Raw genomic sequence first — 26429 nt, 5'->3', positions numbered from 1 at the left:
CCGCCGGACCGGCGGATCAGGCGGCCCCTCGGCCGCCCTGCGCACCCTCCGCGCCCTCCGGGGGTACGGGTGCCTCGCGGTGTCTGAGGTTGATGACCGCGGCCCTGGCCACCACCAGAGGGCTCAGGAAGCGCGCCGGACCGATCAGGCGGGACGCGAACCGGTGCATGTGCCGGGCCATCGACGCATCGCGGGCCGCCGCCGAGAACACCAGCCGCTCCACGGGATTGAACGGACGGGCCCTGGCGAAGTCGGCCGCCAGGTACTGGTGGCCGCTCAGCCGCCACTGGTGTCCGCGCGCGTACCGGGCGAGCGCCCTGTCGAGGTTGCCCGTACCGGCCGCCGCCGGGGCGACGGCCCGTGCCAGCCACTGCGCGGACTCCAGCGCCCACCCGCATCCCACACCCCACAGGGGGTCGCCGGTGAGGGCGGCGTCGCCGATCAGGGCCACGCCCGGCGCGGTCGGCTTCCTGCTGTGCAGCGGGTAGTCGATCGTGCCGATGATCTTCGAGACGCGCTCGGCGGAGTCGAGGGGCGGTGCCCCGGGCAGGGCGCGGACGAACGCGGCGAAGCTGCCCTCCAGGTCCTCCCGGAAGGCCGGGAGGTGCTTCTTGTCCGGGAGCACCGCGAGGACGGTCACCCCGTCGTCGTTCGGGAACGCGTACGCCATGTCGGGTTCGAGGAACCAGGTGTGGCCGATCCCGTCGGGCAGCGGAAGGTTGCGGTAGTGCGCGAGGTAGCCGAAGCGCGCGTTCTCGTACGTCCGGGTGCGCATCCCGGCGTGCTGGGCCACGGCCGAGTCCTTGCCGTCGGCGCCGACCACCAGGCGCGCCCGGATCTCGCGTTCGCCGTCCGGGGTCGACGCGCGGACCCCCACGGTCCGTCCGGCTTCCCGGACCAGCCCGGTCACGCGGTGGCCGGGCAGCAGCTCGACGCCGGGGGTCCGGGCCGCACGGGACCTGATCAACGGGTCGAGGACGCTGCGCCGGACGTTGTACGCGTACGGCAACTCGGGCCCGCCCGGAGCTGGCTTCGGCTCGATCCATCCCCAACGGGTGTACCAGCGCGCCGTGTTGTGCATGGCTCCGGCCTTCTCCAGGTCGGGGACGAGGCCGAGCTCCTCCAGCACCGGATGGGCGTTGGCCGTCATGGAGTGGGTGCACAGCACCTTGTACGCCTCGGGGTCCGAGCGGCGTTCCAGCAGGGCGACGCGGACGCCGCGCCGGGCGAGCAGGATCGCCGCGGCGCTGCCGGCGAGGCTCGCTCCGCTGATGACGACGTCGTACTCGTGTTCCGCGCTCTCAGGCCTGGGCATGCCCTGATCGCCCCCTTCGGGGTGTGGTGCCGCTGACGGGAGTGGGAGTGGTGCAGCACCCACTGGTGTCATGCTCATGAGGACTTGTCAAGATCGTGCCGATCGTGGAGACCGCGGAGACCGGCCGCACCGGCCCGGACCTCAGTCGTCCAGTTCCAGGCGGTGGGCGCCGCCCTGGTCGACGCCGGCGAAGAGGTACCGGCCGTCGGGCGAGGCCGTCAGGGACCGCCCTACGCACCGACCACCGCCAATCCGGTGGAGGAGACGGCGATGCGCGGCGGGCTGACGTACCGCGCGGTGTACGCCCGACTACTGGCGGCTGTGCTGGACCCTGGCGACCCCGCTGCTCGCCCACCCGGGACCGGCGGGACCGGCGGGACCGCCGGGATCGCCGGGATCGAGGGGATCGGCGGGACCGGGCGAGGAGTCCGCGGAACCCGGCGAGGAGGACCGGCTGCTGCTCGCCCTGCTGGTCAGCGGGCTGAAGGACGAGGCGATAGCGCGCCAACTGGGCTGGTCCGTACGGACCATGCGACGCCGCATGAGCCACCTGCACGGCCAACTGGGCGCGGCGAACCGCTTCCAGGCGGGAGCCATCGCGGCCCGGCGGGGCTGGATCTGACCCGCCCCGGGCTCCCGGGCGGGCGGAAACGCGCTGGTGGGGCCGGGAACGTCCCGGTTAGCATCCGATGATGACGACGCCGGCAGACACCTCCCTCCGCGACGCCCTACGTCGAGCCGATCCCGACTGGCCGGCCGCCCACCTGGACCCGCTGGTCTGCCCGCCGGCCGCCTTCGCACTCCTCGTCCGGCACGAGGATCCCCGCCTGCGGTACCTGGGGCTGGCCCTGCTCGCCGAGCGCGTCGCGTCGGGCCGGACGGGAGACGAGCGCGAGAGGGCCGAGCTCGCGGGGCTCCTCCCCACATCGGTGGAGGGAACGCCGGAGGAGGCGCTCCTCCTGGCACGGCTCCACGAAGGGCTCGGGCCGTATCTCCGGGGGCCCCACCGGCCGTCCTGGCGTACGGCAGGGCTGCCGGTCCGGGTACGGATCGCCTGGCTGCGCGCCGAGATCCTGAACGAGCCCGCGGTGATCCGGAGGGAGCCTCCGGGCGAACTGCTCTACCAGGCCGTGCGCGAGGCGACCGCCACCGGTGCGCACCGGCCCGAGCAGCTCGTGAACGAGCTGGTGGGAAGCGGCGACCCGGTGTTGCAGGGTGAGGGGCTGCGGCTGGCCCGGCAGGGGCTGCACGCCGGCCTGCTGGCTCCCGTACGGGTACGCGCACACGTGACCGGCCTGCTCCGCGCCGACAGCCCGGCCGTCGTCACCGCCGCGCTGGAGGAACTCGGTCGGCCCTGGGTGGCGTTGGAGCCCCTCCCGGCGGGGCGGCTGTCGCCCTTCCTCACCGCCGCGTCGGCGGTCGCACGGCCCGGGGCCGCCGACGCCGCACTCGCGGCCGCGGCCCACCACGGACACCGCGGCCCGCTCCGGCAGGTCATCGAGGATCCGGACCTGCCGCCGGGTCTTCGCCGGCGCGCGATGGAACTGCTCGGTGAGCTGGCGGACCGCGGCGACATCGGCGCACTGACGGAGATCGCCGCACGGGACCCGCTGCTGTTCGGAGCACCCGCGGTGACCTGCCTGCGCGGGCTCCACCGGCGCGGACACTTCCCGGACGCTCCGCACGTCCCGTCCGTCATCGGCCTCGCGCTGGCCGATCACTCGATTCCGCCCCACGAGGTCGCGACGATCCTCTTCACCTGCCGGCACGAGACGCTCCGCGTCCTGGCCGACGCCGCCGCCGGCGATCCGAGCTGGCCGCGGCGGCTCGCCCTGCTGGTGGCCCTGGCCGGGCAGGGGGCGCAGGACCTCGACATCGGGGACGCCGTCACACGGGTCCTCCCCTCGGCTCCCGCGCCGGGGCCGTTTCTCGAAGCGATCCGTGCGCTGCGCCACGCGGATGCCGAAGACGCCGTGATCGCCCTCCTGCCCTCGGCGCCCGCGGCGGTCCTGGACGCGCTGGAGGCCATCGGCGGGCACCGGACGACGACGGCGCTGCGGGAAGGGCTCGGCCTCGTCGCGGCGGAGGGCGCGGGGGAGATCGCCCCGCATCTGCGCGCGGTACGCCACCGCGCCCTTGAGGTGCTGTGGCACCTGACCGACGATCCGTCACGGCGGCGTGCCCTCCTGGTCCGCCTCGACCCCACCGATCTGCCGAAGCGCATCGCGGCGGATCTCGGCGGCCCGGACGAGCGGGAACTGGCCCTCCTGAGCTCCCATCTGGACCCGGACCAGCCGGTGGCCGCACTGTGCCGCCTGGCCGCACACGGCGGCGCGGGCACGCTGCCGGTCATCGCGGACCTGCTGCTGCGCGTCGCGGCCGAGGTGGCGGCGTCCCGGGAGCATGGCGCGACCGCCCCGCGCCCCGACGACGTACAGCGAGTGGGACTGCCGGCCGGACTGCCGGCCGGACTGCCGGACCGGGAAGGGGACCGACCGCCGACCGGGGAGCCCGTGGTACCCCAGGAGGTCCTGGACGCGCTCCACGGCCTGGGCCGCCGCCTCCACGAGCGGCGACGGATCAGACCGGCCTGCCTGCTCGACGCGCAGACCCCGGACGAGGCGGGGCACGCTCTCGTCGCGACCCTGGCGCTCGATCTGCTGGACCGGCCCGGACTGTCGAGCGCAGAACAGGCGGTCCTGCTCGAACTCCTGCTCCGAGCCCCCTACGCGCGCACCCGTGCGCGGGTGCACCGCCTGTTGCGGCACCGCGACCGGCACGTGCGCAAGCACGTGATCGCGCTCCTCGCCCGCGAGGCCACCGGGGACGATGCGCAGGCCCTGTCGGCGACCCTGATCACGCTGACCAACGCCCCGGACATCCAGACCGTCCGGCAGGCGCTGCTCGCCCTCGGTCACGCGCGGGCCCGCTGGGCCTCCACCGCGATCGCCGCATGTCTCGGCCACCCGAACATGAACGTCAAGAAGACCGCCGCCGCGGTCCTGGTCGGCGCGGGCACGCCCGCGGCGGTACCGGCGCTGCTCTTCTGGCTCGGCAACCACGACAATCCGGGCCTGCGCGCCACCCTCGTCGAGGCGTTGCGCGCCGTCCTCGGCGACGCGTACGCGGCGACCGTCCTCGCCGCCGCCGAACACGCGGCCGGACACGCCACCGCACACGCCGCCGGACACGCGGCCGAACGCAGCGACCCCGGCCGTACCCGGGAACTGCTGCTGGCAGGCCTCGACGGCGTTCTGCCGGTGCGCTCGGTCCTCGCACTGGACGACCAGGCATCACCGGTCGCCCCCGCGCTGCTCGCCCTGGTGGCGAGCGGTCGCGTCGGCCTCGCCTCCGGGACGGTCCAGGACCTGGCGGCGGCCATGGCCGGGCACGGGATCACCACGCCCGCCCCCGCACGCCGGCCGCCGGCCGACCTCGGAGCGGACCCCGACGTCGGCGCGCTGGCGACGGAGGGCTGGCACGCCCCGACCGCGCTGCGCCTCGCCGCGCGGCACGAGCCGCCGCATCCCGTACGCCTGTCGGCGCTCCGGCCCCTGCTGCCGGACTGGCTGCGCCTGGCCGCCGCCGCCACCGAACCCGCCGAGCGAGCAGGCGTCCTGCGGCTCACGCTCCGGCTCTGCCCGGCACCGTGGACGACCGGGGAACTGGCGGCCTTCGCCCGGTCCACCGGAGTCCTGCTCGACGGGCTCGCCGAGGCCCCGGCGGAAGACCGGCACGACCGGCAATACCGGCAGGAGCTCATGGCGGTGCTCGAAGCGATCGCACCGACCCTGCCGCCGGTCGGGAAGCAGGCCGTCGCCGTGGCGGTACGCGCGCTGCCCCGCGCCCCCGCGGACGGCCCGTCCACCCCACTGACGCTGCTGCGGGGCCTCGGCGCGGTACTGGTCCGCGCCGACCTCGAACAGGCCATGGATTCGGCCCGGTTGGGCTCCGATCCGCACCGGGCCGAGACCGCCGTACTGCGGGACGCCTTCGCCGCCCCGCAGCCTCCCGCGCCCACCGCGAACACCGCGGCCACCGCCCCGGCCGCAGCCGAGGCCTGGCGCGCCGAGCTGGAGGCCGCGGTCCGCACGCCGGCCGCCCTGGAGGAGTTCCGCCGACGCTGCCGGCAGGGCGACGGCATGCACGGCAGCTCCCGGGACCGCCTGAACGCGCTGATCGAAGTCCACGCCCCGGCCGGACCCGAGGTCCGCGCCGCGCTCGTCGACTGGATGACGGAGATCCAGCCCCTCGACACACCCCCCTGGACCCTCGCCGAAACCGCCCGGGCCAAGGCGCCGCACCCACGGACCGTCCGCATCGACGGCCTCGACCAGCCCCGTTCGGCCGCCTTGCGGGACCGCCTGCTGGCCATGCTGGAGGCGCCTGCGCAAGGCCGCCGGCACACCGCGGCCCTCGCACTCCTCGCATGGCCCGAGCTCGCGTGCGGGCTGCCCGTGCTCCGCGCCTACCTCCGGGGCCGCATCGACGTACCCGTCGGTGACGGCCTGGCCCGCGCACTGGGCGCGATCGACGAGGCGGAACTCCGCGCGGACGGCATCCTGCACGACAGGGTCGCCCTCGTGGCGAGCCGGCTGGACCCGCAGGACCTGGAACCGCTGGTCCCGCTGCTGCTCGAATGGTGGGAGCACGACCCGCCGTCCACCGGCTCAGCAGTCCGGCAGGCGCTGCGCCACGTCCCCGCCGACGTGCTGGCGGAGCGCCTCGGGGACCGGCTGGACGCCGGCGCCTGGGGGTTCCTCGGCCTGCTCGGCGGACGTACCCTGCTGCGCACCCCCGCGCTGACGCGGACCTGCCGGCGACTGCGCGCCGAAGGACGCGACGAGCTCGCCGACACCCTGCTCCTCGTGGACGGTCCGCTGCGCCGCCCGGACACCGCGGGGCAGGACGCCGCCGCACTGGCGGCGCTCCGCGACCGCGGTCCGGCCGCATCGGCGGCCGCGTCCCGACCCCCGTCCCGGCAGGAGCTGTTCGAGCTGGCGCGTACGGGCGATCCCGTACAGGTGCGCCGAGCCCTCACGCGGCTGTCCGAGGAGCACGGCGGACCGGACGCGGACCGGGACCCCGCCCTGCGGGACCTGATCGGCGCGTTGCTGCACCACCCCAGGCCCAAGGTCCGCCTGCACGCCCACCGGACCTCACGGGCCGTGCTGGACCGCCAGACCTACCTCCACCACACCTCGATCCTGCTGCACGACCCCCAGCCGGACCTGGTGCGTACGGCGATCCGGACCCTCTGCCACGCGACCTGGGCACCCGCGATCCCCGCGGTGACCGGCCTGCTGGAGCACTCCCATCCCGTCGTCCGCAGGGCCGCGGCCGAGGGACTCGTCGTCATGGGCGCCCCGGCCGTCCCGGTCCTCCGGCACGCCGCGGACCACGCCCGGCCCGACAAGCGGTCCGTCTACGCGGAGGTCATCGAGCAGATCGGGCAGGGCCGGAGCGGACGATGACTTCGCGTCACCTGGCGCATCGTCAGGGTGATTCGCCCGTTCGGCCGTACCCAACCGCCCGGGCGGACAGGTCCGCCCCGAGGGTGGGAGTGCGCGGGGCGTCCACGCCCCAGCGGACGAAGGAGCCGGCACTCTCATGGTGAACCCCTTGCCCGACACGGCACGCGCCATCGCGACGGAGGGATGGATCTGGGGCTACCCCCTCCTGGAGAACTACCGCACGATGTACGCGCAGGCCGTCGACCCCGCCGACGCCCGGTCCGCCGGCGGCTTCGGCCGCTTCCGGCACTACTCCGAGCCCTTCACCCCGGCGAACACCGACGTGGTCACCCCCAACAACGACACCCCGTACTCCTGGGCCTGGCTCGACCTGCGTGCCGAGCCCTGGGTGGTGTCCGTACCGGCCGTCGACCGCTACTACGTCCTGCCCTTCCACGACCTCGACACCTCCTACGTCGGAACCTGCGGGCGATCCAGCGGCGGTACCGGCTGCGCCCCCTGTCCGCGTTCCTCGGCAGGCCGGCGCCCGCCCCGGCGCCGGGAACCCGAATGGCCGGTCTGGCGCGAAGAGGCCCTGGGGAGCGTCGAGTTCTTCACCCTCCTCGACTTCCTCCTCGGTTTCTTCCCCGTCCTCGACACCGAACGCGCACTGCGCGAGCGGCTGGCCTCGCTCGGGGTCGACGGCTCGGGGACCTTTGACCCGGCCGGCCTCGACCCCGTCGTACGGTCCGCCGTCGAGCAGGGCATCGCGCAGGCGCACGCCCTGCTGGAGGAGGCGAGGAAGGGCGCCGCCGATTCCACGGGCTGGTTCGGCACCCGCGCCGAGCACGGAGCCGACTACCTGACGCGCGCCGTCGGCGTGGACAAGGGCCTGTACGGGCTGCCGTCCGCCGAAGCCTGGTACGCGGGCCGGCTCCAGGACGACCGGGGCAACCGCCCCCCGGACGCGTCCGCCCACGACTACACCCTGCGCTTCCCCGCCGGTGGGCTGCCGCCCGCCCGGTTCTTCTGGTCGGCCACCATGTACGGGCTCCCGGACCGGCTCCTGGTGGCCAACGAGGCCGACCGCTACTCGATCGGCGACCGCACGCCCGGGCTGGTCTACGACGAGGACGGCGGCCTGACCCTGCACGTCCGCACCCGCGCACCGCCGGACCCGAAGGAAGCGGCGAACTGGCTCCCGGCCCCCGAGGGCCCCTTCAGCGTGGCCATCCGCGTGTACGGCCCGGAGCCCTCCGTGCTCGACCGCACCTGGCAGCTGCCGAAGCTCTCCGTACGCGACTGAAGGCCGAGGGAACCCGTGACCGACCCCCACCGCACCAACCACCGCACCACCCACCGGATCCCGACCGTCGAGGTCCGCCATGGGTGACGCCATCGGCCAGATGCTGGGCTCCGCGGTCGGCATCGCCATCAGCCCGATCCCGCTGATCGCGGTCATCCTCATGCTCGCCACCCCACGGGGGCGCACCAACGGAACCGCCTTCGCGCTCGGCTGGGTCGTCTCGCTCGCCGCCCTGGTGACCGTGGTCGTCCTGGCCGGCTCGGGCGCGGGCGCGGCCGGCGGGGGAGCGCCGGCCCCGTGGACGCTGTGGCTCAAGCTGGCACTGGGCGTGCTGTTCCTGCTGATGGGCCTCAAACAGTTCAAGGACCGTCCGCGCGAGGGGCAGGAGGCGCCGCCGCCGGCCTGGATGAAGGCCATCGACCATTTCACCCCGGGCCGGTCCGCTGGTCTCGCGGCCGCGCTCGCGGTGGCCAATCCCAAGAACCTCGTCCTCGCACTGGGCGGAGCCGTCTCCATCGCGTCCAGCGGCGCCGACGCCGGGGGCAAGGCGGTCGCGGCCGCGCTGATGGTGCTGATCGCCTCGCTGTGCGTCATCCTGCCGCTCGCCGTCTACCTCTTCGGCGGAAAGCGGGCGGTGGCCACCCTGGCGGGCTGGAAGGCATGGATGAGCCGGCACAACTCCGCGATCATGACCATCGTGCTGTGGGTCCTCGGCGCCAAGTACATCGGCGACGCGATCTCCGGCCTCACCACCTGAGAGGCGTGGAACGCGACTCTGCCGCGAGGTGCCCGACCCGGTCGTGGCTGGTCAGGTACCTCGCCGTGCCGTGGGATCAGCCCCTGGCGTGCTGGTGGAGGCTGGCTGCCAGCAGGTGGGAGTCGAGCAGGGAGACGTCCGCCGTCCTGTCGGCCCGTGCGTAGCCGGCCAGCATCCGTTTGGTCAGGACGAGCGCTTCGGGGGAGCGCCGGACGAGGGGCCGGGTCCAGTCGTCGATCACCTGGTCGAGCTGGTCGAGCGGGGCGGTCCGGTGGAGCAGGCCGATGCGGTGGGCCGTGGCGGCGTCGAAGACGTCGCAGGTGAGCATCAGCTCGCGGATCCTGGACGCGCCGACCTCGGAGACCAGGCGTCCCATCGCCCCGCCCCACGCCGGCGGCAGCCCTATGCCGACCTCCGGCATCCGGAAGCGGCTGGTGTCGGCGCCCGCGCGCAGATCGCAGAAGGCCGCGAGGGCGAGACCCGCGCCGATGACCCGCCCGTGCAGCCGGGCGATGGTGACCGCGTGGGTGTTCTCCAGCGCCTGGCACAGGCGGTGCGCCTTGTCGGCGATGCGCCGCAGGCCCACTCCGGACGGATCGGCGGTCAACGCCTCCTGGTACTCGCCCCGGTCGGCGCCCAGGCAGAAGTCCGCACCCAGTGACGAAAGCGTCAGGATCCGGACGTCGGGTCTCTCGTGGAGCTCGTCGAGCAGGGCGGTGAGATCGTCGAGGACGGCGGCGTCCAACGTGTCGTCCTGCCCCCAGGGGTTGAGGCGGACATGCAGTACGGGGCCGTTCTGCTCGGTGCTGATCGCCTTGGGAGCGGTCCTGACCTGTGCGGGGGAGGGGGTGGTGAGGGGGGAAACGGCGGAGCGGGGGGAGGGGGCGGGGATGGGGGTCGGCTCGATCATGCGACTGCTACGTCCAGGTTCAGGAGTCGTCGGAACGCCACGCGGGGCGCCATCGACGGGGGGCGTACGAGGGTGAGGCGGGGGAGGCGCCGGACCAGCTGGCGGAGCAGGGTCTGGGCTTCGATGCGGGCCAGCGGTGCGCCGAGGCAGTAGTGGATGCCACCGCTGAACGCGAGGTGGTCGGAGGCGCGTTCGGGGTCGAACCGGTGGGGGTCGACGTGCCTGGCCGGGTCCCGGTGCGCCGCTCCGATCATGAGGTGGACCATCTCGTCGCGCCGGATCTCGAAGCCTCCGAGCACGGAGTCCTGCGAGGCGACCCTGCTGATCACGTGGGTGGGCGGGTCGTAGCGGAGGGTCTCCTCCACGAACCCGGCCACGAGGTCCGGGTTGTCGGCGACCATGGCCCAGCGGTCCGGGCTTTCGACGAGCCGCAGCGTCATCGTGGAGAGGAGGGTCGCGGTGGTTTCCAGGGCGGCCAGCAGGACGAACAGCACCAGGAAGTAGACGGCCTCGTCGGCCTTGTCCCGGTCGGGCTCGATCGCGTCCCACGTCCGGATCCACCGGGTGACGGGGTCGTCTCCGGGATGGGAGCGCCGGTCGCGCACCAATTCCATGAAGTAGGTGCGGAGTTCTGCCGTGGCGGCGTCGGACAGGGCCAGTTGGCTGGCCGAGGGCAGCAGTTCCTGGGTGAAGACCTGGTCGTGCGTCAGCTCCCGGAGCCGGGGCCGGTCGGCCTGCGGCAGTCCGAGCCAGTCCCCTATGGTGGCCACCGGCAGTTCCTCGCAGACGAGTTGCGAGAAGTCCGCCTCGCCGGTGCGTATTCGCTCGGTGAAGGCATCGAGGAGCTCATCCGAGGTCCGCTTCACGTTGCGGCCGATGCGCTCCACCGTGCCCCGGTCGAACGAGCCGGCCGCCCGTCGCGCCTTGGTGTGGTCCGGGGGGTTGAGCGCGGCGAGGGTGTTGCCCATCTCGCGCGAGGAGGGCGCGTTCCAGCGCGTTCCGGGCCCCTGGCGCTCCCGCCACGCCTTGTCCGGCTCCAGCCATTGCCGGCTGCGCAGGACCTGGTCGCAGGCGGCGAAGCCCGTCACGGCGAAGCCACCCCAGGGGGCGGGCACCACCTCGCCGCGCGCGAGGAGTTCGTCGTATATGGGGAAGGGGTCGGCCTGCCCTCTGGCCGTCCGGAGACGGGAGAAGAGGGAGGCCGACGCCCGACGGTCGTACGTCGGTGTGGTGGCAACGCCCATGATGGCGGCTCCTTTCTGAGAACCAGCCGCCATGCATACCCGCGTGATCGTTGGGCATCCACTACCACTGGGTACTCAGGTTGTTACCTGAATCACAGATTCCTCATTCGCCTCTGGTCCACGCCAGGAAGCGGCTGAACAGGCCGCCCTTGGGCTGCGGCGCGGCGGGGGCATGCGTCCCCGAGGGACCGGCGGGGGAGGGCGAGGGGGTGGTCGTCTGCTGGGGCGTCCGGTCCGCGGTCGACCCCGCCGACCAGGCGGCCCCGGCCGACGCGACCGGCCCGGTTCCCTGGGCAACCGCCTTCGGGGTGAAGCGGATCGGGAGGGTGACCAGCGAGCGGCTCCACGGGCTCGGCGCCCAGGTGAGCGCCTTGAACGGGACGCGCAGCTCGACGTCGTGGAGCTGGTTGAGCAGCGCCTCGACGGCCGTCACGGCGATCATGAAGGCGGGGTCCTTGGCGGGGCAGGCGTGCGGGCCCGCTCCGAACGCCAAATGCGCCTTGGCGCTGAGCTGTTCGCGGTGCTCGGTCAGCTTCGGGTCGGTGTTGGCGGCGGCGAACGAGACGAGGATCGGGTCGTTCGCCCGGATCACCCTGCCGCCGATCTCGACGTCGTGAGTCGGGTAGTGGGCCGCGTAGTTGGAGATCGGCGCGTAGTTCCAGAGGGTCTGGGACACCGCGTCCTCGACCGGGAGCCCGAGCTGCCACTCGTCTCCGAGGTACAAGGCACTGCTGGTGCCGATGGCGGCGGTCAGCGGCGCGGTGCCACCGGAGAGCAGGGTGACCAGCTGGTGCAGCACCTCCTCGTCGGTCAGCTCGGCCGGGTGCTCCATCAGGCGGGTCGTCAGGTCGTCCGTCGGCCGCCGCCGCTTGAGGGCGATCAGCTCGGTGAGCGCCCCGCCGAGCACCTCGTCGGCCCCGGGGGTTCCCTCGAAGATGCCGCTGATCCCGGCGATCACGCGGTCGCCGATCTCGGGCGGGCAGCCGAACAGCTCGCTGAAGACCAGCAGGGGCAGCGGCTGGGCGTACTCGGCCATCAGCTCCGCATGGCCACGGATGTCGGTACTGAACTGGCTGATCAGGTAGTTGGCGGACTGCTGGGTCTGCCGGATGAGCTGGTGCTCGTTGACCGTGGCGAGGCTGTCCGTGACGGCCCGCCGCAGTCGGGCGTGTGCCGCACCGTCGCTGAAGAGCGCGTTGGGGCGGTACCCCATCATGGGCAGCGCCGGGCTGTCGGCCGGGATGCGGCCTTCGTTCAGGGCGTTCCAGCGGCGGGAGTCGCGCACGAAGGAAGCCGGGTTCTGCAGGACGTACAGAGCGGCGTCGTAGCTCGTGACGAGCTCGACCTGCACGTCGGGGGCGATGTCCACGGGAGCACTGGGGCCGTACGCACGCAGCTGTGCGTAGTGGCCGTCGGGGTCGGCTCCGAAGGAGGGGCCGTACATCTCGACGTTCCCGTGCGCGGGGCAGCCGGGGGGTATCTCGTACGGGTCACGTGGCTGTTGCATTCCTGCGCTCCTAGGCGAGTTGGGACATGAGGTGTTTCACGAGGGTGATGAGGGCCCGCGCGGAGGAGTTCTCGTCCCGTACGTCGCACTCCACGACAGGGGTCTCGGCGCTGAGGTTCAGGGCCTCGTGCACCTCGTCGAGCGGGTAGTGCGTGGTGCCTTCGAAGTGGTTCACGGCGATGGCGTACGTCAGGCCGAAGCGTTCGACGAGGTCCAGGACGGGGAAGGACTCGTGCAGTCGCTCGGGGTCGACGAGGACCAGCGCACCCAGAGCGCCCCGGGAGAGCTCCTCCCACATCTCCTTGAAGCGCTCCTGGCCGGGCGTTCCGAAGAGGTAGAGCACCAGGGTGTCGCTCAGGGTGAGCCGGCCGAAGTCCATGGCGACGGTGGTGGTCGTCTTGTCGGGCGTGCCCGACAGATCATCGAAACCCACGCTGGCTTCGGTGATCTCCTCCTCGGTCCGCAGGGGCTCGATCTCCGAGAGACTGCCGATGCAGGTGGTCTTGCCGACCCCGAAATGCCCCACGATGAGGATCTTCACCGCATGGGAGACATCTGGATCCAGGTACACGCGTTACGCTCCGAATCGATTCTTCAGGCCCTCGAGCACGGCGCTGACCAGTTCTCTGTCGACACGTTCGGCGCGCGGTATCGGTGTCCTCGCGAGGATGAGGTCGTCGTCCTCCAACTGCGCCAGCAGGATGCGGACGACGCCCAGCGGCAGGTGCGTGTGCCCCGCCACCTCGGCCACGGACAGGAAGCCGTCCGCGACCAGGTCCATGACCCGCCCCGCTTCCGGGGACAGCGTGCGCGCCGCCACCTGTCCGCGCTCCGCCGCCGCCGTCACGAGCGTCGTGTGCTCGTACTCGTGGTCCGGAGGCAGTGCCCGTCCGTTCGTGATCACGAAGAGGGGGACTAAGGGAGACGTCAGTTCCAGCTCGTCGTCGTGTCCGAGACCATCAGACATGAGCAGTCCCCTTCCCCGATGTCGCCGCCGCGGTGAGCCCGGGCACCACCTCGTGCAGACGCGTGGTGAACTGCTCGATGTCGCAGTCGTGTTCGGCGGCGGCCGCCAGGAAGGCGTCGGGGCCGGCCGCCATCAGGAAGATCCAGCCGTGCTGGAACTCGATGACCGTCTGGCGCCATTCCGCGTCTTCGACGGCCCCCGCGAACTGGGACGTGACCCGGCTGTAGGCGTGGATGCCCGTCATGGCCGCGGAGATCGTGTCCGCCAGGTCGCGGCTCATCCCCTTGGTCGCCCCGCGGGGAAGGCCGTCCGACCCCAGCAGCACGGCGTGGCGGGCGCCCTTCACCTCCGACATCACCCGGTCGAGCTCACCGAGGACGAATCCCGAGTCGCCCGGGCCCGGCTGCCGGGGTGCGCTGCCGCGCGGCCCTCCGGCGTCCTCGGTGTGCACGCGCGGCGGCGAGGTGAGGTTGTTGCCCAGCCGGGCGACGAGGCGGTGCATGCGGAAGGAGATCTGCTGCATGTCCACATCGGGCGCGGCCGCGGCGGCGAGGTAGGAGCCCTGCCCCGCCCCGATCAGGAAGCTCCAGCCGTGCGAGAACTCGATGATGGTCTGGTTCCACTGCCGGTCCTCCTCCGGTCCGGCGAAGTGGGCCGTCGCCCGGCTGAGCGACTGCATCCCGGCCATGGCCGCGGAGATGGTGCGCACGTCCTTCTCGGCCAGGCCTTCGGTCGCGCCGCGAGGAAGGCCGTCAGCGGACAGCAGGACGGCGTGCCGTGCACGGGGCACGTTGTGCACGATGTCCTCGAGCATCCACGACAGGTCTGCGCTCATGCCTCTTCGGGCCCTTCGAACGAGGTGGCGTCAAGGTTGCGGCCGGAGAGCGTGCCGCGCTGGAAAGCACCGAGGCTGCGCCCGGAAGCGCGGCCCGTCTCTCCCGAGATCCGCGGCGCCGGCGCGGTGGTGTCGGGATCGGGGACGCTCGCGATGGGCGCCTGACGCGCGCCGCGCTTGGGAAGCCCGTGCATCGTGCGCGACGTCGCGACGGGCGGCGTCGTGGCGTGTGCCGCCGTGCCGTGCGAAGCCGTGCTCTGCTGCGGCCGGCTCTCGGCGGCGCGCCGGATCTCGCTGACCGGGGCCTCCTGGACGGGCGGAATCTCCTCCATGGTCCACAGCTCCTCGGGCAAGAGGACGACGGCCCGGACGCCGCCGTACCGGGAGACTCCGGTGACGTCGACCTTGAAACCGTGCTGACGCGCGATCAGGCCGATGACCGGGAAGCCGAACTTCGGCTGGGTCCCGAGCTGCGAGAGACGGGGGGCGACTTCTCCTGAGAGCAGCGCGGTCGCCCGCTGCCGCTCCTCGTCGTTCATGCTGACGCCGGCGTCGTCGATGACGATGCACAGGTTGTTCTGGACGCGCTGGAACGTCACCTCGATCGGTGCGTCGTGCTGCGAGAAGCTGGCGGCGTTGTCGAGCAGCTCCGCCACGGCGAGGGCGACGGGTGCGACCGCGGACGCCTTCAGGGCGAGACTGGTCTGCTGCATGATGGCGACCCGGTGGAAGTTTCGGATCTGGCCCTGGGCGCTGCGCACGACGTCGTAGACGCTGGCGGGCCGGTTGCGGCGGCCGAGCGGCGCACCGCACATGACGGCGATGCCCTGAGCCTTGCGCGCCATCTGCGCGTTGGCGTGGTTGACGTCCAACAGGTCGCTCAGGACGGTGTGTCCGCCGTACTTGCGCTGGATGCCGTCCAGCAGCGTCGTCTGCTCGGCGGCGAGGCTCTGCAGGAGGCTGGCGGCGCCCTTGAGGACGGACTTGGTGTTCTCCTCCGCGGCTTCCTTGGCCGCGCGGAGCGTGGCGTCCTGTTCGCCCCGGAACCTCTGCAGCTCGGCGCGCGACACGTGCAGGTGGCTGTCCGCCGCGAGCAGTTGGTGCCTCAGTTCGGCCTCGGTGTGCTCTTTCTTCGCCCCCAGAGCTCTGTTGCGGGCGACGAGTGCCACGACCGCGACCACGGCTATCGCCGTCACCGCAACCAGGCACCACACAAGTGCGTCTCGATTCATGGAAACCTTTCCCGGCGCGTGCCATGCGGACGGCTGCAGATACACCTCGCGAGGCCCCGCAACACAGCTGATCGGCACGGTTCACCAGGTGTTGCGCGGTGATCATGCCGCCGATCCAAATCAGCATCTGCGTCAAAATGAATCAAGATCACAGATGCGGGGATGCTATCACCGGATCTTCGCCTCCCCCGACGCCCGCTATGGCGCCCCATCCCCCCAACCGGAGTGTCACGGCCGGGGGTTGACATGGCCTTTCGATCCCTCCGCATCGACCGTCGGCCCCACCTCTCGCCACCGATCCGTTAAGCAGTTCTTCACGAGAGGGACGGAGATCTCTCACATCCGTCCAATCGGGGAAGGGCCCGTCGGCAGACGGGACCTCGGGTTCGTCAGCACTGGGCGAATGTACGACTTTGCCCAGCTTTATCAGTATCTCGTCAGGATCGGAGCACGGGATCCGAGATAGGGGTGTTCTCATCGCTATTGCCCCGCATTGCGACGTGCGCAAAGGGTGTGATGGCGCCGCGGCGATGGGGCCGGCGGGGCGCGAGCGGCCGAAGCGTCCGCGCACACCCGATCCGCGAACCGGAATCGCAAGCGGGATGCGCGGCGGCGCGGCGTACACCGGCGTATAAGAGGTGTCGGATCGAGCAACGACAATGCAATGGCGGACTCGTTCTCCGCCGCCCCGAAGGTGAATTGCGGCACGGCGAACGGTGGCCGAAAACACCGAAACCCGCAGGGTCGTTCCGATGGGGCAAGGGCCCGGTCGGCCGGTTCCCGACGGGTGCGCCGACAGCGCGCGCGGGGTCGCTCTCGCGGTTGATGTCCTGTGCCGGAGAGGACGGGTCATGATCGACTCTCGGCCCGGCGGCGTGATTTCGCTCTTCCCCCGCCGTGGCCGGGCCGGTTCCCTTGACTCGTGCGCCGACGCGGCAACCGCATCGGCATCGGCAGAACCCGTCCCCTGGAGGGCTCATGGCATCGGACCAGGAGTGGAAGCTCGACGGCGGAACCGTGTGGATACGTCCCTCGGGCGACAAGGGCATCGTCAAGCCGCTCGTGCTGGCCAGCAAGGCGGGGCCGGGGGAGACGGACCTGGCCGCACTCCGGGCCCGGCTCCACTCCACCACGGACTCGTTCGGCGACGCGGTGCGCGCCCGCGGCCACGACCTGATCCTGGTCGGCTTCGACGACGGCGCCGCCCCCCTCGCCGACCTGGCGGACACGGTCGTGGAAGCCCTCCGGCGGACGGCGGCCGAGCAGACCGGCGACGCCCCCCTCGCCGCGGGCGGCATCGGCAGGGGAGCCCTGGCGGTCCGCCACGCCCTCGCCGGGATGGAGTACGGGCAGGAGAACCACCGGACGGGGACGTACTTCTCCTTCAACGGGGCGGCGCCCTCCCCGGAGGAGCGGACCGACCTGGCCGGACGGGGCAGTTGGCCGCAGATACCGAAGAGGGTCAAGCTGACCGTCGGCGACGTCCCCGACGGCCTGAGCGACGAGGACTTCGACGACACCACCACGGCTCCCGCGGACCCGGAAGGCCTGCTCATCCCCGGAGCCCAAGTCACCTGGCTGCTGAACCACCTGTCCTAGGGGGCACCCGGGCACGCCGAGGCGGGGAATCCCGATGGCGCGCGGGCCGGACCTGCGACGAGACTGCGCGGGTGAGCGACTGCTACCCCTGTCCCTGTTGCGGACACCGCGTGCTGGATTCCATGCCCGGCTCCTACGAGATCTGCCCCGTCTGCTTCTGGGAGGACGACGGGGTCCAGTTCCGCTGGCCGGCCACGTCCACCGGTGCGAACCGGGTCTCCCTCATCGAGGCCCAGCTCAACTACCGCACCTTCGGCGCCTGCGACGAGCACGGCCGGCAGTACGTCCGGCCTCCGGCCGAGGACGAGCCACTCGATCCCGCCTGGCGCCCCATCGACCCGACGCGGGACTCCTTCGAGGACTGGGACGCGGACGAACGCATCCCCTGGCCCGACGACCGCTCCAGCCTCTGCTGGTGGCTCCCCACCTTCTGGCGCCGCGACCACCCGACACCGTGACCCCCGGTCAGAGACCGTCCGGCACGTCCTCCGGTTCGTGGTTCGGGTACGCCCGGGCGCGCTTTCCCTGGTACGAACGCACATCGGACCCGCGGCCTGCAGCCGTGATCCGGTCGAGCAGCGCCCTGGCCGCTCGTGTCGTCCCGGGCGAAGAGTTGAGCGTGTCGAGGAAGTCCAGCAGGGTCCTCATCGGTGCCTCGGCCATGTGTTCCAGCAGTGCGCGCCGCCGGTCCTCGGGGAGCGTCATCAGATCGGCGGCAAAGGGCTGCCCCAGCCCCATGGCGTGGATGCGCCTCATCAGGTCTCCCAGCGGAATGCGGATGAGGTGTCTGTCACCGCGATGGGCGAGCTCCGCGAGAACGGCCACCATGTGCTGGGGAGGACGGTAGGTACCTGCGGCTGCCAGCAGACTCCGCCCGACCAGTTTTCGTTCGTCGGACAGGAGCGAGAGCACCTCCAACACCTCAGCGGCAGGTCGGTCCGTATCCATCAGGCAAACGAGGACGTCGGGCGATGTGGGCCAGGGCCCGCCTTGCCAGTCGCGCAGCAGCGCGGCCAGCTCGGGCACGGACCGGAATCGGGCGGCGCACTCGACGAGATGGTGTGTGAAGGTTGCCGAGAACGGCCCCTGCAGTACCAGGTCCCCGATCTCCGTGACCACGGCGAGAGACCGGGCCTGAGCGACATCGCTGAGCAAGGACTGCCCCCTGGAACGCTCACGCGCGTCCCCGAGCCATTGCAGCACCATCACGATCTCCTCGGCCGGACGTGCCCACGCCACGTCGGCCAACTCGCGGCCCAGCGCGCGTACATCACCGCTGGAACGGAACGCCTCAAGTCGCTCCAACAGCAACTCGATCGGCCCCTCGCCATCCGGCTTCTGGAGCCCGGCCAGTTCCTCCTCCATGGCCAGAACCCGGTCCTCCAGGTCCCGGCAGCGGGTCTCCGCGTCGGCCCGCAGGGCGGACGTGTCGGCCAGATCGGCGCGGAGCCTCGCGATCTCGGCGAGGAGGGTGTCGCGGACGGAGGTGTGCTGGTCGAGCGCGGTGCGGAGCTCGACCTCGCGGCGGGTGGCGGCGGTCAGGTCCGCGGACCAGTCGCGGCTGAGGGCGTCGAGCTCGCCCCTCACGGCCAGGACCTCGGACTCACGCTTCGCCAACAGGTCGTGCAGCGCCTCCTCCTGACGGGTCAGCCGGGTGATGGTGCGCTGGGAGCGCATCATCTCGTCGCGAAGGCACTCCAGTTCGTAGCCGGAGGGGTTGGTGGCGTGCAAGGCCGCGAGGCGTTGGCGGTGAACCTCGGCCTTGGCCTCCTCCGTGAGCGGGGCCCCGAGCTTGTGCTCCGCCTCGCGGATCAGGCGGCCGATGAAGTCCTCGGTGGCGACCCGGCGCCCGCGCAGGAAGCGGGAGACGGTGGCGGCGTCCAAGGTGACGCGGACCGCGTACGCCTCCTGCGAGACGCCCAGGGTCTTGAACAGCCCCGTCAACGTGTTGCCGAGGGCCGCAACCTCCGGCACCTCGCCCCGCTCGGTCGCGGACGAACTCGCAGCTGAGCGGGCCATCTCCGGCATCCCGGCCTCCTCATTGCCTTGCACCCGTACCGGCAAGCCTTGCGGCTGTCGCAGCCTAGCCCGGCCCTCCCACGCTGAGGTCGTCCATCAGCCGCACCGGAAGGACCCCGATCCATGGCCACCGTCTGGACCTCGACCATCGCCGGCGCCCGATGGGCCGCGCGGGTCCTCATCGTCGGGCTCGCACTCGTGCCCGTCGTCATCGTGACGCTCGCTTCCGTACCCGCCCTCCTGGTGCTCCCGTTCTCCCGCCGCCGCAGCCCACAGGCCACCACCATCGTCCGCCAGCTGACCGCATGGACCCGAGGCCTGCTGCTCACCAGCCGGGAGCGCCACTAGGTCACGCCACCGGCGCTCGCGCGGCGATCAACGGGTGTGATGCGGGGGAACCGAGCCACGCCCGACACGACGTGGGTCTCGTCCAGTAGGTCCGGGCGCTGTCAGGTCAGCTGGGACCACAGCGCGCGCTCGACGTCGCTGAGGGGGGCGGACGGATCCACGCGCTCCGGATGGCCTGAAGGTGGACCCGACAGGGAGGCGTCGGCCGCGAGGGGGTCGGCGGCGTCGGTGGAAGGGGGGACCGGGGGAAGGACCACCGCTCCCACCGAGATCGATGCCCAGCACAGGCCGAGCGTTTCCCAGTCCGGCACGATCTTTCGAATTCCCCGGAGGACGGCTGACCAGAGGCTCCTGCCCATCACGTGCCTCCGCTTCGGATCGCTGCTGCAGGTCGGCACAAGAATGACGACAGGCTCTTAAGCGATCATTGGGCGGCGCGCGGGCGGGACGCATCGGAGGTTCCGGGGGTGGCCGACGGCTGGACCTCAAGTGGCGGGCAGTGGAAACCTGTTGGAAATATCCAGCCTCATGGGTGTGTGTCACCCTCGGCCCGTGCAGAGGCCCCCCGACCCCGGACGGCCGCGCTCCGGATGAATTGCAGATAGGTGAGATATTCCAGCGTGAATTTTCCGAATCTTCACATCCATACAGGACTTGACATGGACTCCGGCAGTGTTTGCCCTGATGAGAGGCCCCGAGTGTAGGTTGATCATTTGTACGGGGGAGGTGACGCGCGGAATGAATGATGCACAGTTGCAATTACTATCAAATTCGGTATATCGCACAGAACTGGACACTCTGGCGGAAACGCTTGAGGCGGTTGAGCGGCAACCGGGTCGCATCGTGGAGGTGGCGGGGGATCCCGGGGTCGGCAAGACCCGGCTCGTCGCCGCGTTGGTGCGGGAAGCGGAGCGGCGCAACATCGAGGTCCTGGTCGGCCGGTGCTCCGAGTCGGAGAAGGGGATCGGGCTTCATCCGTTCGTCGAGATCCTGCGCAGTGGTCCCGCGCTCGGCGTGCTCGACCAACTTCCCGCCGGATGCGCGGAGGTGCTGCGGAAGCTGCTTTCCCGGCCTCGGGTCGGGGATGTTCGCAGAAGCGTCTCGGAGTCCGAACTGCCACGCCTGAACCACGCGATGCGCGTGTTCCTCGAGCACTGCGCCGGCAGGGGCATGCTGGCCGTGCTAGACGATTTCCACCACGCCGACACGAAGTCGGTCGAGTTCCTCGACCACTTGGCGAGGTTCCCGATATCCCGGCTCCTCCTGGTGGTCGCGCACCGGCCCAGGCAGACCTCGCCGCGCCTGCGCAGCACGCTCTCCCACGGCGTCGAACTGGGCACCGTGAAGCGGGTCCGGCTCGGTCCGCTTTCGGTCGTACAGGCGGCGGAGATCCTGGGAATGGCGCCGGACGACCACGAGCTACGCCGGCTGCACCGGCAGAGCGACGGGGTACCGGCGTACCTGCTGACCCTTGCGCAGGTCGGCAACCAAGACCGGCCGGACCTGATCGGCGGTGTCCACGACGACCAGGCCGATCGTCTGCTCGGCGAAGTCGAGGCGCTCGACACGGCCGAACACGGGGTGCTGATGGCGGCGGCCGTCATCGGAGACCGGTTCGACCTGGACGCCGTCGCGGCCGTCGCCCAACTGGACGCCGCCCGGGTGGCGGTGGCGATATCCGGACTCGTGGCGCGCGATCTCGTCCGGCAGCGGGCCGACTCGCTGCTGGAATACGCCTTCCGGCACTCGACGGTGCGCAGGGCGGTGCGCAGGGAGACCGATCCGGGCTGGCGGAGAGCGGCCCACCGAAGGGTCCTCGAAGTCCTCCTCGACCGGAACGCGCACGCCGACGACCTCTGCGTCCATGTCGAGCGGCTGCTGGAGCACCCTCGCCCGGGCGACCTGGAGCTGCTCTCCCGCGCACTGGAACGCGTCGTCGTCGTCAGTCCCGTGACGGCCACGCGCTGGCTGGAGCTCATGCTGAAGGTGACTCGGAACAGCGACCGGTACCGGGCCGAGCGGGTCGCCATCCGGCTGCAGTTGGCCGGCGCCCTCGTCGCGACCGGTCAGGCCGCGCGGAGCCGGGAGATCTACCGGGAGGTTCTGTCCGAGATGCCGGCGGAGCCCCTGGACGTCCGCACCGCCGTGGTGGCCCTGTGCGTGCAGCTGGAATGCGCACTGGGCGGTCACGCCGAGGCGGGTCAATTGGTCCAGCAGGAACTGGACCAGTTGCCTCCGGGCGCCCCGGCCCAGCGCATGCAGCTGATGCTGGCGCGGGCGTTCGCCGGGGACCAGCGGGACAGCGCCGCGTCGCGCATCCTGGCGGAGCGCTGCCTGCGGCTGGCGGTCAGCCAGGGCAGCCGTACCGATCGCGTCGGCGCCCTGATAGCGGTCGCGCGGGACCGGCTGGTCGACGGCGACCTGGGGAGCGCCGTCGAGGCCGTCGAGGCCTGCGTGCCGATGGTCGACCGGCTTCCGCACGCCGAGTTCGGCCCGAGGGTCGAGTACCTTGCGACGCTCGGCTGGGTGGAGGTGTACCTGGATCGTTTCGTCGATGCCGAACGGCACCTCCTGCGGGCCAGGATGCTGGCGCGTTCCCACGGATACCTCCACTACCTGCCCTCCGTGATGCTGGGGCTGAGTGCGTTGTACTCCCCGGTCGGAAGGCTGGACGAGGCCATGCGCGCCGCCACCGAGGCGGACCGGGGTGCTCGGGAGATGGGCGCCGTCCACCTGCGGAGCCTGGCGCTCGCGCGGCAGTCCACCATCGCCACCGCAATGGACGGAAGGAGCCACAAGAGGGCGGTGGACCTCGCCGAGCGTTCCGTGGCGCTCCTGCCGGCGGACTTCACCTACGGGCGCGCCCCGGCCATGCTGGCGTTGGCCGAGGCGGCTCTGGAGGCGGGGGAGCCGCAGCGCTGCATCGACCTGATGCTGAACATGGGCAACGGCGCGGGCCTGCCGGGTGTCCCCCTGGTGCAGCGCGCGCGCTGCCTGGAGGTGCTGGCCATGGCGGCCTCCCTGGTGGGCGCCGCCTCGGTCGACACCTGGGCGGCCGAGGCCCTCACCGTCGCGGGTCGCACCGGTCTGCGGTCGCACCGGGCTTTCGCTCTGGGTGCGCGGGCGCACGCGCTCCGCGCTGGGGGCGATCACCGGGCGGCGACGGGGGCCTACCTGGAGGCCGCGCAGATCCTCGCCCAGGTCGGCATGGACGTGCCGCAGGCGCGGATGGCGGTCCTGGCCGCCCAGTGCGCGATGGCCTCGGGCGCGCGGGAGGAAGCGCCGGCGCTGCTGGCGCTCGCCGGGGAGCTGGCCCGCAAGAGCGGTGCCTGGCGGACGTACGAGCAGGTCAGGGATCTGCGGTGGGAACTGGACCATCCGCTCGGCGGCGAGGAGCAGATCGCCGGCGAGGATGACGGGATGGACCTCCTGACCGCGCGCGAGGCGGAGATCGCCCGACTCGCGGGAAGCGGCGAACGGACGAAGGACATCGCACTCCAGCTGTCCCTGAGCCCGCGAACCGTCGAGGCCCATCTGACGCACATCTATCGCAAGCTGCAAGTCAAGTCCCGTGCGCATCTCGCCAGTTGGATCAGCGAGCGAAGCGGTGCGCGGGGAACCGCCGAGGACTGACAGGGCCCAGCGGCTTCCGGCCGACCGGTCGTACGGGCTCGGTCGGAAGTGCGCGGTCCGGGGGAGGGGGGGGGCATGCGGCCCGTCCCCGTCCCCCGGACGGGCGCGGCTACTCGAGGACGGTGATCGCCCGCTCCGGGCAGGCGTTCGCGCCGTTCAGCGCGGCCGACCTGAGCGCCGCGGACACCTCAAAACGGCCCGCCTCGTTCTTGGCCGTGTCGGGGTTGACCTCGTAGACCGCCGGGCTCATCACCTGGCAGAGCCCGTGGCCGTTGCACGCGGACTCGTCGACCTGGACGGTGACCACCCGCTTCACCCGACCGTCAGGTCGAGGCGGTCCATGCCGCGGACCGGGAGGTAGTGGTGGGTACGGTTCGAGCCGGGAGTCACGTGGTAGCTCGGGATGAGCCGGTGCCACTCCTCCAGCGCGACCTTGAGGATGCGCCGGGCGAGGTGCATGCCCAGGCAGCGGTGGGGGCCGATGCCGAAGCTCAGGTGACGCACCGCGGACCGGTCGAAGTCCACCTGGTCCGCGTGATCGAAGGCCTCGGGGTCGCGACCCGACATGCCCCAGGACATCAGCACCTGGTCACCGGCGCGCATGGTGACCCCGTGGCGTTCGACGTCCTGCGTCAGGACGCGGGCCGAGCTGCCCATGGCCTGGTACCGGATCAGTTCCTCGATGATCAGCGGGATCTTGTCCGGTGAGGTGGCGATGAGTTCCTGGATCTCGGGGTGCTCGGCCAGGTACAGGAGGATCAGGCCCAGGATCGAGTTCGTGGTGTCCAGGCTGGCCAGCATGGTCATGAAGACCACGTTGACGATCTCGTCCTGGGTGAGGTCCCGTCCCTCGAACTTCGACTTCAGCAGAAGGCTGACGACGTCGAAGCCGTCCTCGAAGCCGTCGGCCCGGCGCTTGTCGACGGCCTCCGAGAAGAAGCCCCACAGCGGCTTGCTGGCCGCGTAGCGGTCCTGGTCGGTGCCGCGCATCGCGTTCTTGCGCAGCCAGTCCTTGTGGTCGAGCAGCTGCTGGAGGTTCTCGCGCCCGATGCCGAAGTTGATCAGGAAGGTCTCGGCCGGCAGCGGGATGGCGAAGTCGGCGATCGCGTCGCAGGTCCCGCGCTTCGCGATCGGCTCGATCAGCTCGACGGCGGCCTGGCGGATCTGAGGGGTGATCTGGTTGACGACGGCGGGGTTGAACACGGTCGTGAGGGTCTGGCGCCACAGCCGGTGCTCCTCCCCGTCCAGCTGGACGGGGATCTGCTTGCCGGCGTAGAGCTGGATGTGCGGAATGCTGACCTTCGAGTTCGAGAAGATCTCGGGGCTCTTGGCCGCCCACTCGATGTCCTCGTACCGGGTCAGGATCCAGAAGCCGCCCAGCTCTTCCGACCGCACGATCGGTGCGGACTCGCGGAGCTTGTCGAACTGCGAGACCGGGTCTTCCTGGAGCCACGGCTGGAAGAGGCTCCACCGGCGTCCGAGTTCCTCAACTGTCTGCGGCGGTTCGGTCAGCATGGTCGGCTCCTCATAAGTCCTGGGCACGCTTGCACGCCGACGTTGACCGGCGGCGCTTAGGCCTCCCTTGTCGATGTCTAAAGGCGACCGGCCGTGCGCGCCTTAGCTCCGGCACAGAGCCGCTTAAGGGGGCCTTCCTAACGTCCCTGCTCACAGGTGGACGTCAGGGAGAGAAGGAAAGCAATGGAGCAGAACAAGCAGATCGCGCAGGAACTTCTGCACGCCGTCGGCCAGGGCGACGTGGCGGCGGTCGACAAGCTGCTGGCCGCCGACTTCACGTGGCGGGTCGCCGCCGCCACCCCGGCGAGCCATCACCCGCTGCCCGAGCTCCAGACGAAGGCCGAATTCCTCACGGGCGTCGGCGGGATGCGGGCCGTGTGGGTCGACGGACTCGTCTACCAGGTCCACAGCGTGCTGGCCGACGGGGACCGGGTCGCGATCCGGGCCTCCGCCGAGGGCTCGACCCTCGGCCTGAACTTCCGGAACAGCTACGCCTTCTTCCTCGAGCTGCGCGACGGTCTGGTGACCGGCGGGCACGAGTACCTCGACTTCGCCTACCTGCAGGCCTTCCAGGCGCAGATGGCCGAGCGGATGGCCCCGACCACCTGACAGGGCGGTCTGCGGGGCCGGCCGGGCCGGCCCCGGGGACGGCTTCGGAACACCTTCAGGGTGGCTTTAGCCGCACCGTCCAGATTCGTGAGTACACCAACCATCTCTCAACGATCCACGCGGACTTGCCGAAGGGACCGACTGAATGAGCATGCCCGAGGTACGCATCATGGCGGCCGGCTCGGCGCTGCCGGGGCAGCCCGTGGACAATGCGGCCCTGGCCCGGCGGTTCAACATGGACACCTCCTGGGAGCAGTGGGTCGACGTCTTCATCGGCACCCGGTCCCGGCACCTGGCCGTCGACCTGGAGAGCGGCGAAGTCCGCTCCTCCCTCGCCGAGCTCGCCGCCACGGCGGCACGGCGGGCGCTGGACTCCGCCGGCCTGCGGCCCGAGGACGTCGACGTGATGGTCCTGGGCACCGCCACGCCCGACCAGCTCATGCCGGCCACGGTCAACATGGTGGCCGAGCGGCTCGGCATCGACGGGATCCCCACCTACCAGCTCCAGTCGGGCTGCACCGGAGCCGTCGGCGCGCTCGACCTCGGTCGCCAGCTCCTGCGGACCGGGGAGTACCGGACCGCCCTGGTACTGGGCGGCGACGTGTGCGCGAAGCACTTCGACGTGGACTTCGACCTGAAGACCATGGCTCCCACGGAACTCGTCAACGTGGTGCTGTTCGGGGACGGGGCGGGGGCCGCGGTCCTGACGACCGAACCCGTTGCCGACGCCGCCGTGGTGCACAGCGTCCTCAACCGGCTCGTCGGGCTGGGCCGTCCGCCGGGTCAGGTCGTGGACTGGTACGGACAGGCGAACCGACGCCCCGGCACCCCCGCGCTCCAGGAGGACTACAAGGCCATCGAGCAGCTGGTGCCCGGCATGGCGGTGGAGGTGCTCAGGGAACTGCTGGACGAGCTGGACTGGACCGACACCGACGTGGACTACCTGCTCGCACCACAGCTCTCCGGCACGATGACCGCCCGGATCGTCAAGGAGCTCGGTCTGCCCGGCGCGGAGGAGATCAGCTGCGTGGCCGAGATCGCCAACATCGGGAACGCGGCGCCCTTCGTCCAACTGGAGCGGCTGCTGCCGGAGATGGCCCCCGGGGACCGGGCGATCGGCATCGCGATCGAGTCGAGCAAGTGGATCAAGGCCGGCTTCGCCCTGGGGAAGGTCTGAACC

The 26429-nt window shown here is 71.5% G+C and carries 21 protein-coding genes; 9 read left to right on the top strand and 12 right to left on the bottom strand.

Annotated elements, in window-relative coordinates; genetic code table 11:
• Positions 1–16: 16 nt before the first annotated feature.
• Positions 17–1315 carry an NAD(P)/FAD-dependent oxidoreductase gene (locus AC3IX6_RS07095; RefSeq protein WP_489369385.1) on the bottom strand — a complete coding sequence of 433 codons (1299 nt, stop codon included), beginning with the start codon at positions 1313–1315 and terminating at the stop codon, positions 17–19.
• Positions 1316–2007: 692 nt separating this feature from the next.
• On the opposite strand from AC3IX6_RS07095, the gene AC3IX6_RS07090 reads away from it, so the two are divergent.
• The 3 genes from AC3IX6_RS07090 (at position 2008) to AC3IX6_RS07080 (ending at position 8831) form a co-directional block, all read left to right on the top strand.
• The gene (locus tag AC3IX6_RS07090) at positions 2008–6789 is read left to right on the top strand and encodes a HEAT repeat domain-containing protein (protein ID WP_489369384.1); all 4782 of its coding nucleotides are present in this window, start codon (positions 2008–2010) and stop codon (positions 6787–6789) included.
• A 136-nt stretch (positions 6790–6925) separates the two neighbouring features.
• The gene (locus AC3IX6_RS07085; protein WP_489369383.1) at positions 6926–8074 is read left to right on the top strand and encodes a DUF1254 domain-containing protein; all 1149 of its coding nucleotides are present in this window, start codon (positions 6926–6928) and stop codon (positions 8072–8074) included.
• A 79-nt stretch (positions 8075–8153) separates the two neighbouring features.
• The gene (locus AC3IX6_RS07080) at positions 8154–8831 is read left to right on the top strand and encodes a GAP family protein (RefSeq protein WP_489369382.1); all 678 of its coding nucleotides are present in this window, start codon (positions 8154–8156) and stop codon (positions 8829–8831) included.
• 76 nt (positions 8832–8907) lie between these two features.
• Here the strand turns inward: AC3IX6_RS07080 and AC3IX6_RS07075 are convergent, their stop codons facing one another.
• The 7 genes from AC3IX6_RS07075 to AC3IX6_RS07045 form a co-directional block, all read right to left on the bottom strand.
• On the bottom strand, positions 8908–9741 hold the full coding sequence (locus AC3IX6_RS07075) for an enoyl-CoA hydratase/isomerase family protein (RefSeq protein WP_489369381.1): 834 nt from the start codon (positions 9739–9741) through the stop codon (positions 8908–8910).
• Positions 9738–10985 (bottom strand): cytochrome P450, encoded by a 1248-nt coding sequence (locus AC3IX6_RS07070; protein WP_489369380.1) that lies wholly within the window; start codon positions 10983–10985, stop codon positions 9738–9740. Before AC3IX6_RS07070 ends, AC3IX6_RS07075 begins: the two co-directional genes overlap by 4 nt.
• 103 nt (positions 10986–11088) lie before the next feature.
• Positions 11089–12492: a cytochrome P450 family protein gene (locus tag AC3IX6_RS07065; RefSeq protein ID WP_489369379.1), complete on the bottom strand. Its 1404-nt coding sequence runs from the start codon at positions 12490–12492 to the stop codon at positions 11089–11091.
• A gap of 10 nt (positions 12493–12502) precedes the next feature.
• A complete protein-coding gene (locus AC3IX6_RS07060; RefSeq protein WP_489369378.1) occupies positions 12503–13063 on the bottom strand; it encodes a GTP-binding protein in 561 nt (186 codons plus the stop codon).
• A 3-nt stretch (positions 13064–13066) separates the two neighbouring features.
• Positions 13067–13459, bottom strand: a complete 393-nt coding sequence (locus AC3IX6_RS07055) for a DUF742 domain-containing protein (protein ID WP_489369377.1) — start codon at positions 13457–13459, stop codon at positions 13067–13069.
• Positions 13452–14294 carry a roadblock/LC7 domain-containing protein gene (locus AC3IX6_RS07050; RefSeq protein WP_489369376.1) on the bottom strand — a complete coding sequence of 281 codons (843 nt, stop codon included), beginning with the start codon at positions 14292–14294 and terminating at the stop codon, positions 13452–13454. Before AC3IX6_RS07050 ends, AC3IX6_RS07055 begins: the two co-directional genes overlap by 8 nt.
• On the bottom strand, positions 14291–15526 hold the full coding sequence (locus AC3IX6_RS07045; RefSeq protein ID WP_489369375.1) for an ATP-binding protein: 1236 nt from the start codon (positions 15524–15526) through the stop codon (positions 14291–14293). Before AC3IX6_RS07045 ends, AC3IX6_RS07050 begins: the two co-directional genes overlap by 4 nt.
• Before the next feature lie 978 nt (positions 15527–16504).
• Between AC3IX6_RS07045 and AC3IX6_RS07040 the strand changes: the two genes are divergently transcribed.
• Together AC3IX6_RS07040 and AC3IX6_RS07035 are read left to right on the top strand one after the other, a co-directional pair.
• Entirely contained in the window at positions 16505–17125 is a 621-nt protein-coding gene (locus tag AC3IX6_RS07040) for a hypothetical protein (RefSeq protein WP_489369374.1), read from the top strand.
• Positions 17126–17196: 71 nt separating this feature from the next.
• A complete protein-coding gene (locus AC3IX6_RS07035; protein ID WP_489369373.1) occupies positions 17197–17583 on the top strand; it encodes a CPCC family cysteine-rich protein in 387 nt (128 codons plus the stop codon).
• Positions 17584–17590: 7 nt separating this feature from the next.
• Here AC3IX6_RS07035 and AC3IX6_RS07030 read toward each other — a convergent pair whose 3' ends face one another.
• A complete protein-coding gene (locus AC3IX6_RS07030; RefSeq protein ID WP_489369372.1) occupies positions 17591–19153 on the bottom strand; it encodes a hypothetical protein in 1563 nt (520 codons plus the stop codon).
• A 114-nt stretch (positions 19154–19267) separates the two neighbouring features.
• Between AC3IX6_RS07030 and AC3IX6_RS07025 the strand changes: the two genes are divergently transcribed.
• On the top strand, positions 19268–19492 hold the full coding sequence (locus tag AC3IX6_RS07025) for a hypothetical protein (protein ID WP_489369371.1): 225 nt from the start codon (positions 19268–19270) through the stop codon (positions 19490–19492).
• A gap of 101 nt (positions 19493–19593) precedes the next feature.
• Here AC3IX6_RS07025 and AC3IX6_RS07020 read toward each other — a convergent pair whose 3' ends face one another.
• Positions 19594–19803 carry a DUF6059 family protein gene (locus AC3IX6_RS07020; protein WP_489369370.1) on the bottom strand — a complete coding sequence of 70 codons (210 nt, stop codon included), beginning with the start codon at positions 19801–19803 and terminating at the stop codon, positions 19594–19596.
• A gap of 373 nt (positions 19804–20176) precedes the next feature.
• Here AC3IX6_RS07020 and AC3IX6_RS07015 point away from each other — a divergent pair, with 373 nt between their 5' ends.
• On the top strand, positions 20177–23125 hold the full coding sequence (locus AC3IX6_RS07015) for a helix-turn-helix transcriptional regulator (RefSeq protein WP_489371360.1): 2949 nt from the start codon (positions 20177–20179) through the stop codon (positions 23123–23125).
• Between the two features lie 109 nt (positions 23126–23234).
• Here AC3IX6_RS07015 and AC3IX6_RS07010 read toward each other — a convergent pair whose 3' ends face one another.
• Together AC3IX6_RS07010 and AC3IX6_RS07005 are read right to left on the bottom strand one after the other, a co-directional pair.
• On the bottom strand, positions 23235–23432 hold the full coding sequence (locus tag AC3IX6_RS07010) for a ferredoxin (RefSeq protein ID WP_489369369.1): 198 nt from the start codon (positions 23430–23432) through the stop codon (positions 23235–23237).
• A gap of 5 nt (positions 23433–23437) precedes the next feature.
• Positions 23438–24640: a cytochrome P450 gene (locus tag AC3IX6_RS07005; RefSeq protein WP_489369368.1), complete on the bottom strand. Its 1203-nt coding sequence runs from the start codon at positions 24638–24640 to the stop codon at positions 23438–23440.
• Between the two features lie 183 nt (positions 24641–24823).
• Here AC3IX6_RS07005 and AC3IX6_RS07000 point away from each other — a divergent pair, with 183 nt between their 5' ends.
• Complete coding sequence (locus AC3IX6_RS07000) at positions 24824–25249, top strand: nuclear transport factor 2 family protein (protein ID WP_489369367.1); 426 nt, start codon at positions 24824–24826, stop codon at positions 25247–25249.
• 145 nt (positions 25250–25394) lie between these two features.
• A complete protein-coding gene (locus tag AC3IX6_RS06995; RefSeq protein WP_489369366.1) occupies positions 25395–26426 on the top strand; it encodes a 3-oxoacyl-ACP synthase III family protein in 1032 nt (343 codons plus the stop codon).
• Positions 26427–26429 lie beyond the last annotated feature (3 nt).

The sequence above is a fragment of the Streptomyces sp. GL_141 genome, from assembly GCF_057834385.1.
The sequence above is the reverse complement of the archived record's forward strand: the minus strand, read 5'-3'. Positions and strand labels throughout refer to the sequence as shown.